Genomic DNA, 14,594 nt, shown 5'->3' on the forward strand with positions numbered 1-14,594 from the left:
ACTCCCTGTTTTTGTCATTGATCAGCCTACCGGCTTCCTGTATTTTTTAAAATACAAATTTTTGGCTTTCAAGTCGCGATATTTGCTGGTGGCAAAAATACAGAATAGTTGCATGATGCTTCAGCAGAACATAGAGGCGGGCCTAACTGGCGGAGGGACGAGTATGGCAGTACAGAACGGCGCGGCAGCACCCGAGGGCGGCAAGGCCCGGCGCATCTACCTGTTGTTGAGGGACGAGATCCTCGGCGGCACCCATGCCCCGGGACAGGCCCTGCCCGGAGAGCTGCGGCTCGCCGATGCGCATGGGGTGTCGCGGGTGACGATCCGGCGGGCGCTGGATGCGCTGGTCGGCGACGGACTCGTGGAACGGCGCGCGGGCAGCGGCACGGTGGTGCGGCGCCCCAGCGGCACGCCGGTGCAGCTCAAGGCGGATTTCGCCACCCTGATGCCGCAGCTTCAGCGCTATGCCGAGGAATCGACGGCGCGCCTGCTGTCCTTTGCCTATGTCACCGCCCCGCCGATGGTGGGCGAGGCGCTGAACCTGCGCCCCGGCGACCGCGTCCAGCGCGCGGTGCGGCTGCGCCTGGCCAATGACAAGGCGTTTTCGCATCTGACGACCTTCGTGCCCGAATCCATCGCCCAGAGCTATTCCGAGGCCGATCTTGCCAGCACGCCGCTGTTCCGCCTGCTGGAGCGGCGCGGCCTGCAGGTCGATCACGCCCGCCAGACCGTGTCGGCGGTGCTGGCGACCCCGGAAACCGCGGACCCGCTCGAAACCACCGTCGGCGCGGCGCTGATCGCGCTCACGCGGGTGGTCTACGATTCCGACGGGGCGGGCATCGAATATCTCTCGGCGCTCTACCGCCCCGACCGTTTCCAGCTCGAGATGACCCTGAACCGGGTCGGCGAGAGCGACGACCGCCACTGGGAACCGGTGTTCGGCGAGGCCACCCAGCGGGCCGCGCAATGAGTCCGCGCACGACCCTGGACAAGCTCTGGGACGACCACGAGATCCTGCGCCGCGAGGACGGCGCCTCGCTGCTCTGGGTCGACCGGCATTTCGTGCACGAAGGCTCGCACCACGCCTTTGCCCGGCTCCAAGGGCGCGGCATGCCGGTGGCGCATCCCGAACTGACCTTCGGCGTGGCCGATCACTACGTCCCGACCCGCGGCGCCCCGGCGACGCCGGACATCGCGCGGATGATCGCCACCCTGTCCGAGAACACCGCCCGCCACGGCATCGACCTCTTCGGCCTCGGCGATCCGCGCCAGGGCATCGTGCACGTCGCCGGGCCGGAACAGGGCCTCACCCTGCCCGGCCTGCTGGTGGTCTGCGGCGACAGCCATACCGCGACTCACGGCGCGCTCGGCGCCTATGCCTTCGGAATCGGCGCGACCGAGGTGGCGCATGTGCTCGCAACGCAGACCATCTGGCAGAAGAAACCGAAACGCATGCGGCTTTCCGTGGACGGCGTGCTGGCACCGGGGGTCGGCGCCAAGGACATCGCGCTCAACTGGATCTCGACGCTCGGGGCGGACGGGGCGCGGGGTCATGCCATCGAATACACCGGAAGCGCGGTGCGCGCGCTCTCGGTCGAGGGGCGGCTGACCCTGTGCAACCTGTCGATCGAGGGCGGCGCCCGCAGCGGACTGGTGCCGCCGGACGAGGTCACGCTCGACTGGCTCCGGGGCCGCCCCTGCGTCCCGGAGGGCGAAGGCTGGCAACGCGCCTGCGAGGCCTTTCTCGCCCTCGCGCCCGACGACGGGGTCGAATACGACCGTGAAACCAGCCTCGATGCCGCCGGGATCGCGCCGGTCGTCACCTGGGGCACCTCGCCCGAGGAGGCGCTGCCGGTCACCGCCACCCTGCCCGATCCCGCCCGCGCGCCGACCGAGGCCGACGCCCGGCGCATCGCCGCATCGCTCGACTACATGGGGCTGGCGGCGGGGCGGCCGCTGGCGGGAACGCCGGTGGACCAGATCTTCATCGGCTCCTGCACCAACGGCCGGATCGAGGACCTGCGCAGCGCCGCCGCCGTGCTGCGCGGCCGCCGCGCCAAGGTGCCGGGCATGATCTCGCCCGGATCGGCGCAGATCAAGGCGCAGGCGGAACAGGAAGGGCTGGACCGGATCTTTGCCGAGGCCGGGCTGGACTGGGTGTCGTCGGGCTGCTCGATGTGCGTGGGCATGAACGGCGATCTCGTCGCCGGGGGCAAGCGCTGCGCCTCGACCACCAACCGCAACTTCCGCGGCCGCCAGGGACAGGGCGCGCGCACGCACCTGATGTCGCCGGCCATGGCCGCCGCCGCCGCCGTCACCGGGGAAATCACCGATGCGCGCGACCTGCTGAAAGGACGGCTCTGATGCCCGGATGGACCCTTGTCGAAGGCCGCGCCGTGGCGCTGCCGATCGAGAATATCGACACAGATCAGCTGATCCCGGCCCGGTTCATGTCGACGCCGCGCGCGGAGGGCTACGGGCGGTTCCTGCTGCACGATCTCGCCCGCGACGCCGACGGCACCCCGGATCCGGCCTTTCCGCTCAACCGGCCGGAGTCCGCGGGTGCGAAGATCCTCGTCACCCGGCGCAACTTCGGCGCCGGCTCCTCGCGCGAGGCGGCGGTCTATGCGCTTGTCGACGCCGGGTTCCGCGTGGTGATCGCGCCGAGCTTCGGCGACATCTTCTCGTCGAACGCGATCAACAACGGCCTGCTCCCCGCCCGCCTGTCGCCCGAGGAGACCGAGCGCCTGATCGACCTCTGCCCGACCACCCTGCGCGCGGACCTCGAAAGCCTGACCCTGCGCGCCGGGGAGGAAACACTCTCGTTCGAGCTCGACCCGGTCTGGCGCGAGAAGCTGATGAAGGGCTGGGACGACGTCGACCTCACGCTGGCCCATGGCGAGGCGATCGCCGGCTTCGCCGATGCGCGCAGGGCCGCCCGCCCCTGGACCTGGCCCGGCTGATCCGCCGCCCCGGGGGCGCTGCCCCCGTCGCCGCCTGCGCGGCGACTCCCCCGGGATATTTCCGGCCAGAAGAAGCAGCGGGGCGCGCCCGGGTTTCTTCAGGCTTCAAATATCCCCGCCGGAGGCATTCCCGGCCGTGCCGCCCGCGCGGTGTTCGGCCATGTCGTTCCAGACCTCCTGGCGGGCGATCAGCCCGTCGCGGACATCGAAGCGGTCGACGAAGCGGATGCCGGAAAAGCTGCGCCCGTCGGACCAGGTACCTTCGAGCGTGCCGGAGACATGGACCGTGGCGCCGGAGCAATCGGTGCGGTCGATGCGCTTGGCGATGCTGCGGTAGCGCGGACGCGACCAGGCGGCCAGCTCGTCCAGGGAGCGCAGGACCACGCCGCCGGGAAAGATCATCCGCACATCTGGGGCGAGCAGCGCCCGCGCCGCGTCGATCCTGCCCCCGGCGAGATGGGCGAGGAAGGCCAGCGCCACGTCCCGCGGGCTCATGGTTCGGCCTCGAAGCCGCCCACCGCGCCCCCCGCTTCGGGATCGAAGGCGCCCATGCCGGGCATGTCGGCCCAGACCGCGAAGGGGGCCGAGGGCGTGACCGTCCCGCCCTGCAACAGGTGGTGCCAGCTTTCGCAGGCCTCGACGAAGCGGTTCACGCCGACCGGCCAGATCACGTAGCTGAGCGCCTCGACCATCTGCGGCTCGGGGATGCCGCGCGCGTAGGCACGGCCGAGGTGCAGGGTGACGGCGGCGGAGGCACCGCGCGCGGCCTGGGCGCAGAGCATGCAGAGTTCGGCCAGATCCTCGGGGATGCGGTCCGCGTTGAGCGCGCCGAGCGCCCGGAGGTAGGCCCCGCCCGCGTCGAGGGCGGAGAGCTGCGCCGACCAGGAGCGTTCGGCAAAGGCCAGCGCGTCGAAGCCTGCGCAGAAGCCCGCCATGGCGATCAGCGCCTCGGCCTGATCCTCCGTGCCGCCATGGGTCAGGAAGAGGTCGATGTGATGGGTGCCGATGCCTTCCTCGGCCACCACCAGCAGCGCCAGCCAGACGCATTCGCGCGCGAAGGGGCTCAGCGCGCGTTCGTCCACCGTGAGCGCGCGGTACATCCGGAGGTAGGCCTCGTGCAGCGCCGGCGCGCCGGCGGCCAGCGCGCCGTGATGGGGCAGCAGGAACCCGCGCGCGGCGCGCAGCGTGTCGAGCCTCTTGCGCAGATCCTCAGTCATCGGGGCCGCCCCCGTGCCCGCCCTGTCCGGGGAAATGCGCCCAGGTGAGAAACGGCTCGGTCGCGTCGAGCTCTCCGGCGCGGATCATCTCGCGCCAGATCTTCGCCGCGGTCACGAAATACGGCACCGAGGCCGGGAACATGGTGAGCGAGAGCGCCTCGGAGAGCGCGGTCTCGTCCACCCCCGCCGCGTAGGCATCGCGCAACTGCCAGCGCAGCCCCTCCTGGTCGCCCCGGCAGACCTGCACCGCGCAGGCCGCGAGGTGGACCAGTGCCGGATCGGCGCCCTGTCCGGCGGCGGTGACCGTGCGGCCCCATTCCGCCGGGATGTCGACGCCCGGCAGGTGCGCCGCCCAGTGGCGCTGGGTGAAGCGGTAGGCGCGGAAGCCGCAGACCGTGGCGGTGAGGCGGAGCATGGCGGCGGCCTCACCGGCGGTGCCGCCCGCCTTGTGGAACTTCTCGATATGGTGGGTGGCGATGTCCTCGTCGGTGGCGATCAGGATGGCCAGCCAGACGCATTCGCGGTCATGATGGCTCAGCACCCGGTCTTCGAGCGCGAGCGCCGTGTAGGCCGCATCGTAACCCGCCAGCAGGTTCGGCGCGGTCATGGCCAGCAGGCCGTGGTGGGGCAGCAGGTAGCCCCGCTTGGCCTTGAGGGCGGCGAGATCGTCTTCGAGGCTCATGCTGCGGTCCTCCCGTTCAGGGCGGCCATCACGAAATCGGCCGCCTTGGAGCCGATCATCTGCGACGGGGCGCCGGTGTTGCAAGAGGGCATGGTCGGCATCACCGAGGCATCGGCGACGCGCAGCCCGTCGATCCCGCGCAGGCGCAGGGTACCGTCGACCACGGACATCGCGTCATTGCCCATCCTGCAGGTGCCGACCGGGTGGAACACCGTATCGGCCACCTGCCGGATCCAGGCGTCCAGCTCGGCATCGGACTGGCGGGCCGCGCCGGGGGCGTTCTCGGCGCCGCGAAAGCCGTCGAGCGCCGGTTGCGCGATGATCTCGCGCAGGCGGCGGACACCGGCGCGCAGCACCGCGATATCGCGGGGAGCCGAGAGGTAATTGCCGTGGATCTTCGGCGCATCGAAGGGGTCGGCGGAGCGCAGCGCGATGTGCCCCGTGCTGTCCGGGCGCATCTGGTAGACATTGGCAAAGAAGCCGTGGCCCCGGTCGGGCGCGCGGGAAAACGGCATCCTGACGGCGGCGGTGGAGCGCCCCGGCAGGAAATGCGCCTGCAGGTCAGGTTCATCCAGCGCATCGTCGGATTTGAGAAAGGCCCCGGCTTCGAGCGGGAAGCGCGCGGCGGGACCGGTGCCGCGCCAGAGCGCCTCGAGCAGGGCCTTGCCGGCGCGATCGGCGCGCAGGAGGTTGTGCAGGGTGACAGGCCGGGTGCAGTCGTATTCCACCCGCACCAGCAGGTGATCGCGCAGGTTTTGGCCCACGCCCGGCAGATCCGCCACCACGTCGATCCCGGTTTCGCGCAGGTGATCCGCCGGGCCGATTCCCGACAGCATCAGGATCTGCGGCGAGTTCACCGCCCCGGCGGCGAGGATGATCTCGGACCCCGCATGCACCGTCACGCGCCGTTTGCCGATGGCCAGATCAACCCCGGTGGCGCGGCCCTTTTCGGTCAGGATGCGCAGCACCCGCGCGCCGGTCAGCACCTGGAGGTTGCCGCCCTCCGCCGCCGGGCGCAGGAAGGCGCGGGCGGCGCTGACCCTGCGGCCGCCGTGGATCGTGTAGTCGTAGCGCCCCACCCCGACCGCGGCACCGGCGTTGAAGTCCGTCACCCGAGGGTGGCCCGCCTGCTGACCGGCATCGAGAAAGGCCTGCGACAGCGGGTTGATCCGGTCATAGGTCGACAGTTTCTGGCGGCCCGTGCCGCCGTGCAGCTCGGTCTCCCCGCCCCAATGGCCTTCGATCTCGCGGTAGCTGCGCAGGACCTTGTCCCAGGACCAGTCCGGCAGGCCCGTCTGCGCCCAGCCGTCGTAATCCGACGGCAGGCCGCGCGTCCAGACCATGCCGTTGATGGCCGAGGAGCCGCCCAGGACCTTGCCGCGCGGCCAGAACAGTTTGCGGTTGTTCAGGTGGGGTTCGGGTTCGGTGTGGTAGAACCAGTTGGCATAGCGGTTGCGCAGCAGGATGCCGGTCATCAGCGGCACGCGCAGAAGCGGGTTCCAGTCGCGCCCGCCCGCTTCGATCACCAGCACCCGCGCGCCGGAGTCCATCGCGATGCGCCCGGCGGCGGTGGCCCCGGCCGAGCCCGATCCGATGACGATCACATCCGCGTTGATGGTCTGCATGAGGGGTCCTTCAGAGGCTGCGGGCAACGCGGTGCGCATCCTGCATCGCTTCGAAGAGCGTGCGGGGCGCCACGGCGTCGCCGATGACGAGGGGGGAGGCTCCGGCATCTTCCAGCGCCGTCCCGAGGTCGGTCGCGGGGGTGCCGGGGGCGGCGTCGACCAGCAGATCGAAGGGGCCGAAAGCCGCCGTCTCCTGCGTGGCGGCGACGGTGCAGACAAGGCGGCCGCCGTCGCCTCCGGTCAGGCGATGGCCGAGGCGGAATGCCACGCCCCGCGCCGCGAGCCGTTCGAGCGCGGTCATCCGGCTGTAGAGCGACACCGACCAGAGCGGCGCGGTGGGGACCTGAAAGATCTCGACCCGCGCACCCAGACCGGCCAGGGTCTCGGCCGCCGAGAGCGTCGCCCAGCCGCCTTCGTCGTCGCGGATCGCGATGCGCCTGCCGGTCAGATCCCCGCCTAGGGCGAGCGCCTGTTCGACCGTCCGCACCTCGAGGCCGAAGGCCGCGCGCGCCGTTCGGGTGGCGCCGGTCGCGAGGATGATGCGCTCCGGCGCGTCCGCCTCGATGCTGCGCAGCGTCACCTCCTGCCCGGTGACGACACGCACCCCGGCGCGGTCCAGCGCGCCGGTCAGCCAGTCGCGCATCCGCAGCAGATCGCCGCGCCCTGCCCCGGTTCCCGCGATGCCGAGCACGCCGCCGAGGGTCTCCGCCCTTTCGCGAAGCGTCACCGCGTGGCCCGCCAGCGCGGCGAGGCGCGCGGCCTCCATCCCGGCGGGACCGCCGCCGACGACCAGCACGCGCTTTGGCGCGGCGCTCGGCGCGGGGGTTTCCGACCAGTGTTCCTCGCGGCCGACGACCGGGTTCATCATGCAGGAGATCGGCCTGTGCGCCCCCACCTGCCCGATGCAGAAGTTGTGCGCGACGCAGGGGCGCACCTCGTCCTCGCGGCCCGCCAGCGACTTCTGCATCAGCGCGGGGTCGGCCATGTGGGCGCGGTTCATGCCCACCATGTCGATCTGCCCGCGCGCCAGCGTGTCCTCGGCCTCGGCCAGGGTGCGGTAGCGGTTGGCGGTCAGCAGAGGCAGCGCGCCGATCACCGGGCGCAGCGCCTCGGTCAGATCGCGGAAGGGGTGCGGCGGATGCGCCATGTCGGCGACATGGTGCCCGATCGAGGGCCATTGATAGGCCGCCACAGAAGCATTCACAAAGGCCACGCCCGGCACCTGCACGGCGCGCGCGGTGATGGCGCGCTGGTCCTCGGGTCCGAGCGCGCCCGCCTGCACGTCATCGACGCTGGTGCGGATGCCGACGGGCAGGACGCCGTCCATGGCCCGGGTCACCGCGCCCAGCACCTCCAGCGGAAAGCGCAGGCGGTTGTCCGCAGAGCCGCCGTAGTCGTCCCCCCGCTGGTTGGCGGAGGGCGACAGGAACTGGTGCAGCAGGTGGCCGTGGCCGATGTGCACCTCCATCCCCTCGAACCCCGCCTCGGCCGCCAGTTCCGCCGTCTCGACATAGGCGTCGCGCACCGCGATCATCTCGGCGCGGGACATGGCATGGGGGATCTCGCCCCCCGCGACCCAGGGAATCGCGGACGGCCCCCAGGCAGGCAGCCCGTCGGTGTCGTTCGGCCCGTGGCGCCCGGCGTGGGTGATCTGGACAAAGATCCGCGCCCCCTCGTCGCGCACCGCCGCGACGATGCGCTTCAGCCCGTCGAGCGCGCGCCGGTCCGACCCGGAGAGCCCGCCGGAGCGGCCAAGCGAGGTGCGGTGCACGCGCAGCGGCTCGACGATCACCAGCCCGACCGATTTCGCCCGCTCGCGCAGGTAGGCGACGTGACGCTCGGTCGGCAGGAAATCGACACCGAAATTCGTCGTGTGGGCGGGCAGGAAGATGCGGTTGCGCACCGTCACGCCCGCAAGGTCGAAGGGTTCGAGAACGCGGTCGTATCGGGACATCAGGGTTTGGGAACCTCCTGCCCGGTGCGCCCGTCGACCAGCGTCATCTCCACGTAGACCTTGCCGGTGCCGCCGTGGTCGATGCCGGTGTCGAAGCAGTCGAAATGGGCGTAGGAGCCCACCGGATGCAGACCTTCGGCCAGCCGGTCCTGCGCCAGCATCAGCGCCGGCTGCAACTTGCAGATCATGCCGATGCAGAGATTGGCCGAAGACGATTCCGCCAGCAGGCGCCCCCTGTGATCGAAGACGAAGGTCTCGCCCTCGCGGATCTTGTTGGCGCAGTGAAAGGACCGGGTGACGGTGGCGACGAGGCGCACGTCGCCGGGCGTCATCTCGTTGGGAAGGCTCATGTCCTGCCCTCCCGCGCATCCGAGCCGACGGGGTGGCGGTCGGTCACCGGCTCATGGGTCCGGGCGTCCCGCAGATGCACGCGGGCATGGGCCTTGCCCGCGCCGTGATCGGGGCCGGTCATCGGGCATTCGATGTATTGCCAGACGCAGGTGAGCGGGTTCAGACCCTCGGCCGCACGGTCGAAGGTCATGTAGAAGATCGACAGCACCGGCGCCATCAGGTGCACGCAGAGCGGCGCGTCCGAAAGCTCTGGCTTGATCTTGTGGCGCATGTCGAAAACCATGCGCTGCCCGGTCGCCATGCCGCAGCCGCAGCCGCCGGGCGCCTCGGTGATCTCGACGACGATCTCGTAGCGGTCGAGCCAGTCGATGCCGAGATGCCGGCGCCCGGAGAACAGGTTCTTCGCCTCGGGCGAAAGGCGCTCGATATCGCCCTCGGCGAATTCGAGCGCGGGTTTCAGGACCTCGGCCATCTCGTCGAGATGGTCGTCCTCCTGAACGTAATAGGGGTCGATCCGGCAGGGCATGGCTGTCCTCAGATGGCTGTGACGCCGCCGTCGGCGACGAGAATGTGTCCGGTGACGAAGGACGAGGCGGGCGCGGCAAGGAAGAGCGCCGCGCGGGCGATCTCTTCGGGTTGTCCGAAACGTCCGAGCGGCACCGCCTCGACCAGCTTCGCGGCCCGCTCCGGGTCGGCGCGGGCGACGGCGGTCATCGGAGTCTCGACGGGTCCGGGGGCGACGGCGTTGCAGCGGGCCCCGAAGGCGGCGAATTCGATGGCCAGGGTCCGCGTCAGCCCGTTTACCCCGCCCTTGGTCGCCGCGTAGCCGGTGGCCCTGCGGTGGCCGACAAGGCCGATCTGGCTGGAGAACAGCACCAGCGACCCCGCCCCCGCCCGGCGGAAATGCGGGGCGACTGCGCGGGCCGCGTGGAACGGCCCGGTGAGGTTCAGCCCGACGATGCGCGCCCAGTCGGCGTCCGAGGTCTCCTCCACCCCGCGATGGTCGAAGATGCCCGCCGTCAGGATCACCGCGTCGAGCCCGCCGAGCGCCTGCGCCGCACCGTCCACGGCGGCCCCGACCTGAGCCGCGTCGGTCACGTCGCAGGCAAAGGCAAGCGGGGTCGCCGCCGTCTCGCCGGGAAGGTGGGAGACGGCGACCCGCGCGCCCGCCGCGAGGGCGAGGTCGGTACAGGATTGCCCGATCCCGGCCGCGCCGCCCATCACGAGCAGGCGCAGGCCGGTCAGATCGACGAGGGCGGTCATCACGCCGCCTTGCGGGCGATGATCAGCGTCCAGGGAAAGCGCCAGGAGGTCATCGCCGGATCGAGCGCGCCGTCGAATTCCTCGAAGGGCACGATCTCCACATCGTCGAAGCCGGCATCCTTGTGGGCTTGCACCACGTCCATCCTGTTGAGCGGCACCATGAAGGGCTCGTTGTTCCGCGCCGAATGGCCGTAGTGGATGTATTCCTTGAACGGGTCGTCCCGCACGAGGAAATCGAGGTGGATCGACAGCCCGCCCGGCTTCAGCAGGCGGTGGCTTTCCTTGAACACGCCCTTGATGTGGCTCGGCGGCATCTCGTGCAGCATCATGGTCGAGGTCACGATGTCGCTGGTCCCGGATTCGAGCCCGGTGTCCATCGCGTCGGCCTGCTTGAACAGCACGTTCTGGGCCTGCACCTCGGCGGCGCGCTGCGCGGCAAGGCGCAGGCAGGGGGCCGAGAGTTCCACGCCGACCACGTCGATGTCGGGATTGTCGGCGTAGAACGGAAGGGTCGAGGCGCCGAAGCCGCAGCCGAGGTCGACGACGCGCTTCACCTCGGTCCCGGCGCGCTGCATCGCCTGCATCCTGACCCGGTCCCAGAGGCTGGCATGGGTCTTGAGCATGGGAGCGGTGGATTGCGCGCCGCGCTCGTAGACATAGCCCGCGATCTCGTCCGACCAGACCCCGCCGGGGTGCTGGTGGATGTCGATGTTGGTGTAATACTCGGGCTGCTCGAAATCGGGATCGAGGTCGAGCAGACGCTCGGGCACGGCGGCGTTCAGCCCCGCCGCGATCGCCTCGCGGTACTGTGCGTAATGCACGGCAAGGCCGCGCTGGCCGGAGTATTTCATCCGCTGCAGGTGGCGTTCGTACCAGCCGAAGAACTGCGCGGTGGTGTCGTCCTGCATCAGCGCCTTGACCTCGGCCCCGGTCTGCGGCGCGGCGCCGGTCGCGGCGTAGCGCTTGCGCAGCTCGGGAAAGATGTGGCGGGTCCAGTAGAGTTTGCAGTCCAGAACAAAGGCCTGATAGGCGTCGAAAGACCTGTTCCGGGGAATATCGTCGAACATCGTTCGTCTCCGTGAGTGGTGGCCGAGGGCGCCGGTCCGCGCCCCCCGACGCGCTTAGCCCTTGTCGAACCGGTCGACGCCGTCTTCCGGTGCCCCGAGCGAGGCCTCGATCCCCAACGTGCAGAACATCAGCTCGGAGCTGAAGGCCTGGCGCGCGGCGGCGAGCGTCCCGGCCTGTTCCGGCGTCGGGTCGAATTCGTCCAGCGCCTTTGCCGTCACCGGCTGGCCGCTTTCCATCAGCATTTCCAGCGTGGCGAGCCGGTCGCGCGTGACGTTCAGCTCGGCCGCCATGGTCATGATCATGGCCAGCAGACGGTCGATGGCCGGGTCGTCGAAAAAGGTCTGCTCGGGTTTCATCGGCAGGCCGGTGGGGTGTTGCATCATGCCCATGGCGGTGTCTTCCTTTCAGATCCGGATCAGGCCGCGCCGACGGCGTTGATCTTGTCCCAGGCGCCTTCGCCGAAGACTTCGTCGGCAAGCTTGGCGTTCACCGGCTTCATCTGTTCGATGAGGCTGGTCGCATCGAGGTCGATCAGCGCATCGGCGCCGTTGGCCTCGGACCAGGTGGCGAAATCCTTGTCCTTCTGGGCGACGCCGACCTCGTAGTAATCGGTGACCTCCAGCGCGTCGAAGGTGGATTGCATCGTCTCCTGCTGCTCGGGCGTCATCGACCCCCAGGCGGCGTTCGAGATCACTTCCTTGTCGAGGGCAAGGCCGAAGTCCGGCACCACGACATGCTTGCAGACCTCGTGGAACTTGAACTGCACGGCGGGGTTGAGCGCGGTCAGGACGCCGTCCACGATGCCCGATTGCAGCGACAGGTACACCTCGTTGAAGGGGATCGGCGTCGGGATCGCGCCGAAGAAGTTCAGCGCCTCGATGCAGCCCCTGATCTGGGGCGCGCGGATCTTGCGGCCCTTGAGGTCGGCAAGGCTTTCGATCGGTTCCTTGAGCATCAGGTTGTAGGAACCGAGGCGCCCCACCCCGAGCAGCTTGGCGTCGTATTTCTCGGACAGCGCCTGCGAGGCGATCTCGCCGATTTCCGTCTGCAGCACGGCCTTGGCATGTTCCGCGTCACGGAAGAAATACGGCGAATAGAGGATGTCGAAGGCATCTGTGCCGGTATAGGCGCCGTTGTAGATGTCGAGGCTGCCGAGCGCCATCGACTCGATCAGGTCCTTTTCGCCGCCGAGCGTGCCGGCGAAGATTTCAAAGGAAATCTCGCCGCCGGTCTTTTCGGCCATCGCGTCCGAGAAGGCGGCGTTGAAGGTGTTCGACACGGTCTGCGGACCGCCGGCATTGCCGTAGCGGAAGATCGTGGCGGCGCGGGCCCGCATCGGCAGGGTGCCCATTGCGGCCAGGGCGGCGGCACCGCCCATCAGTCCGCGGCGAGAGAGGGTGAAGGTCATGAGTCCAAGCTCCTGTTGGTGTGGGGTGTTGCGGGCCGGTTGGTCCGGCTCTGGTTGCCCGCTCAGCGCATCAGCAGAGAGGGAAGTAGAAGGGTGATCCACGGCACGTAGGTCAGCAGGATCAGCGCGACCCAGAGCACCGCGTAGAAGGGCAGCCCGCCGCGGAAGACCTCGAGCATTCCGAGGCCCGAGATCCGCGCCATCACGAAGAGGTTCAGCCCGATCGGCGGCGTCACCATGCCGAGCACCAGGTTGAACACCATGACCAGACCGAAGTGGATCGGATCGACCCCGAGCCCGGTCATCAGCGGAAAGAAGATCGGCGACAGGATCAGCATGAGCGGCATCGCGTCGAGGAAGGTCCCGAGGATCAGCAGCAGCACGTTGATGATGAGGAACAGCACGTAGGGATTGTCCGAGATCGCCAGCAGCGTGTCGTGCACGAGCCGCCCCAGCCCCGCCAGCACCGCGATCTGTCCGAAGATCTGACTGAAGGCCACGGTCATCATGATGACGGCGGTCGTCATCGCGGCCGAGATCAGCCCCTCCATCAGGGCGCGCAGGGTCATGTCGCGGTAGACGAGGAAGCCGATCAGCAGCGTGTAGGCGACGACGATGGCGGCGGCCTCGGTCGGGGTTGCGATGCCCGCGACCTTGGTCACGATGATGATGACCGGCGCGCCCAGCGGCAGGATGCCGGCGCGGATCGCCTTGCGGCGGACCTCCCACGAGGCCTTGGGCTCGCGCGGGATGTCGTAGCGCTTTGCCAGGTAGACGCTCATCCCGATCAGGCCGAAATACATCATGAAGCCCGGCAGGATCCCGGCGATGAACAGCTCGCCCACCGACAGGTTGGCGATCGAGGCCAGCAGGATGAACAGGATCGACGGCGGGATGATCGGGCCCATCGCCGCGGCGGCCGAGATGACCCCCGCCGCGTAGCGGGGCGCATAGCCGCGCTTGCGCATCTCGGGGACGAGAATGGAGCCGGTCGCGGCCGCATCCGCGACCGCGGAACCGGAGATCCCCGCCATGAACAGGTTGGAGGTGATGCCGACATTGGCCAGCCCGCCGGGACGGTGCGCGACCATGGCGGCGGCAAAGTCGATCAGGCGGCGCGTGACGCCCGCCTTGGTCATCAGCTCGCCCGCAAGCACGTACATCGGAATGGCGAGCATGGCATAGCTGTCGACGCCCGAGGTGATGGTCTTGGTGAACAGCACCGGGTTGACCGGCCGCGCGTCGAACTGGCTGGCCGCGATGAAGGCGAGCGCGGCGGCGCCCACGGCAAAGGCGATGTCCATGCCCAGCAGGACGAGGACGAAGAGCAGGAGGATGCAGAGGGTGAGCAGCATTTATCGGTGCGCCTCGTCCGGCTCTCCGGTCAGCGAAACCGGGTCGTCCACGCCGCCGCTCAGCAGGGTGCGGAGCCGGAATGCCTCATTCACGAGCAGCAGCGCCGCGCCGATGGGCAGCGCCCAGAATTTCCACCCGTCCGACAAGCCGGTCGCATAGGAGACGGAGCGCGAGGTCAGCTTGAGGATCGGCACCGAGTACCAGAGGATTCCGAGCAGCATGCACACCACCGAGAGGTGCATCGCGATCTCGATCACGCGACGGACGTTGCGCGGAAAGAGCTCGATCAGCGCCGTCATGCGGATGTTCTGCCCGGAGAAGTAGGCAAAGCCCGCCCCGAGAAAAATCATCCATATGAACAACAACTTGGGAAGCTCCTCGCCCCACATCGGCGGGGCGCTGAACAGGTAGCGCATGACCACCGAATACAGCACCAGCCCCGTGAAGACCAAAAGGATCAAGCCGCAGACAACGGCCCCGAACCGGCAAAAAGCACCAAACGCAGTCGTCGCCTTCATGGACGGCACAACCCCCTGTTGCAGGGCGGCCTCCCCTCTTTGCGGGGGTATCGGCCACCGGATGACCGGCGACGCGACTCGCGCCAGACCAGTCAGTTTAATTGTATCTCTTTTCGTTGACTTAATGTCTTATAAATGGAACAGCTTGTCTATGGTTTTTTGAACAAATCCGGCAGCCCCCGCCCCGGT

At 69.0% G+C, this 14,594-nt stretch carries 16 protein-coding genes; 3 read left to right on the forward strand and 13 right to left on the reverse strand.

The features are described 5' to 3' along the window. The first annotated feature begins 163 nt into the window (after positions 1-163). From ACN0RJ_RS10840 to leuD, 3 genes are read left to right on the forward strand one after another with little or no spacing between them, the layout of a single operon-like run. A complete protein-coding gene (locus ACN0RJ_RS10840) occupies positions 164-970 on the forward strand; it encodes a GntR family transcriptional regulator (RefSeq protein ID WP_417718932.1) in 807 nt (268 codons plus the stop codon). Continuing rightward, positions 967-2,364 carry a 3-isopropylmalate dehydratase large subunit gene (gene leuC / locus ACN0RJ_RS10845; RefSeq protein WP_417724267.1) on the forward strand — a complete coding sequence of 466 codons (1,398 nt, stop codon included), beginning with the start codon at positions 967-969 and terminating at the stop codon, positions 2,362-2,364. The genes ACN0RJ_RS10840 and leuC overlap by 4 nt, the downstream gene beginning before the upstream one ends. Further along, positions 2,364-2,963, forward strand: coding sequence for a 3-isopropylmalate dehydratase small subunit (leuD, locus tag ACN0RJ_RS10850; protein WP_417724268.1), 600 nt, complete (start codon positions 2,364-2,366; stop codon positions 2,961-2,963). The genes leuC and leuD overlap by 1 nt, the downstream gene beginning before the upstream one ends. A 105-nt stretch (positions 2,964-3,068) precedes the next feature. On the opposite strand, the gene ACN0RJ_RS10855 is transcribed toward leuD, so the two are convergent. The 13 genes from ACN0RJ_RS10855 to ACN0RJ_RS10915 all read right to left on the reverse strand — a co-directional run bounded on the left by ACN0RJ_RS10855 (position 3,069) and on the right by ACN0RJ_RS10915 (position 14,348). Continuing rightward, the gene (locus ACN0RJ_RS10855) at positions 3,069-3,458 is read right to left on the reverse strand and encodes a nuclear transport factor 2 family protein (RefSeq protein ID WP_417724269.1); all 390 of its coding nucleotides are present in this window, start codon (positions 3,456-3,458) and stop codon (positions 3,069-3,071) included. Then, positions 3,455-4,180 (reverse strand): hypothetical protein, encoded by a 726-nt coding sequence (locus tag ACN0RJ_RS10860; RefSeq protein WP_417724270.1) that lies wholly within the window; start codon positions 4,178-4,180, stop codon positions 3,455-3,457. The genes ACN0RJ_RS10855 and ACN0RJ_RS10860 overlap by 4 nt, the downstream gene beginning before the upstream one ends. After that, a complete protein-coding gene (locus tag ACN0RJ_RS10865) occupies positions 4,173-4,862 on the reverse strand; it encodes a carboxymuconolactone decarboxylase family protein (RefSeq protein ID WP_417724271.1) in 690 nt (229 codons plus the stop codon). The genes ACN0RJ_RS10860 and ACN0RJ_RS10865 overlap by 8 nt, the downstream gene beginning before the upstream one ends. Continuing rightward, positions 4,859-6,487: a GMC family oxidoreductase gene (locus tag ACN0RJ_RS10870; RefSeq protein WP_417724272.1), complete on the reverse strand. Its 1,629-nt coding sequence runs from the start codon at positions 6,485-6,487 to the stop codon at positions 4,859-4,861. Before ACN0RJ_RS10870 ends, ACN0RJ_RS10865 begins: the two co-directional genes overlap by 4 nt. 10 nt (positions 6,488-6,497) lie before the next feature. Beyond that, a complete protein-coding gene (locus tag ACN0RJ_RS10875; RefSeq protein WP_417724273.1) occupies positions 6,498-8,441 on the reverse strand; it encodes an FAD-dependent oxidoreductase in 1,944 nt (647 codons plus the stop codon). Beyond that, positions 8,441-8,791, reverse strand: coding sequence for a hypothetical protein (locus ACN0RJ_RS10880; RefSeq protein WP_417718924.1), 351 nt, complete (start codon positions 8,789-8,791; stop codon positions 8,441-8,443). Before ACN0RJ_RS10880 ends, ACN0RJ_RS10875 begins: the two co-directional genes overlap by 1 nt. Further along, a complete protein-coding gene (locus ACN0RJ_RS10885; protein ID WP_417718923.1) occupies positions 8,788-9,318 on the reverse strand; it encodes a hypothetical protein in 531 nt (176 codons plus the stop codon). Before ACN0RJ_RS10885 ends, ACN0RJ_RS10880 begins: the two co-directional genes overlap by 4 nt. 8 nt (positions 9,319-9,326) lie before the next feature. Continuing rightward, on the reverse strand, positions 9,327-10,055 hold the full coding sequence (locus ACN0RJ_RS10890; RefSeq protein WP_417724274.1) for an SDR family NAD(P)-dependent oxidoreductase: 729 nt from the start codon (positions 10,053-10,055) through the stop codon (positions 9,327-9,329). Further along, the gene (locus tag ACN0RJ_RS10895) at positions 10,055-11,122 is read right to left on the reverse strand and encodes a class I SAM-dependent methyltransferase (RefSeq protein ID WP_417724275.1); all 1,068 of its coding nucleotides are present in this window, start codon (positions 11,120-11,122) and stop codon (positions 10,055-10,057) included. Before ACN0RJ_RS10895 ends, ACN0RJ_RS10890 begins: the two co-directional genes overlap by 1 nt. A gap of 54 nt (positions 11,123-11,176) precedes the next feature. After that, entirely contained in the window at positions 11,177-11,512 is a 336-nt protein-coding gene (locus tag ACN0RJ_RS10900) for a hypothetical protein (protein WP_417724276.1), read from the reverse strand. A 26-nt stretch (positions 11,513-11,538) separates the two neighbouring features. After that, entirely contained in the window at positions 11,539-12,531 is a 993-nt protein-coding gene (locus ACN0RJ_RS10905) for a TRAP transporter substrate-binding protein (RefSeq protein ID WP_417724277.1), read from the reverse strand. 62 nt (positions 12,532-12,593) lie between these two features. Next, the gene (locus tag ACN0RJ_RS10910; protein WP_417718918.1) at positions 12,594-13,886 is read right to left on the reverse strand and encodes a TRAP transporter large permease; all 1,293 of its coding nucleotides are present in this window, start codon (positions 13,884-13,886) and stop codon (positions 12,594-12,596) included. Further along, a complete protein-coding gene (locus tag ACN0RJ_RS10915; RefSeq protein WP_417718917.1) occupies positions 13,887-14,348 on the reverse strand; it encodes a TRAP transporter small permease in 462 nt (153 codons plus the stop codon). Positions 14,349-14,594: the final 246 nt, after the last annotated feature.

The organism is Salipiger sp. (assembly GCF_048261495.1).
Lineage (GTDB): Bacteria > Pseudomonadota > Alphaproteobacteria > Rhodobacterales > Rhodobacteraceae > Salipiger.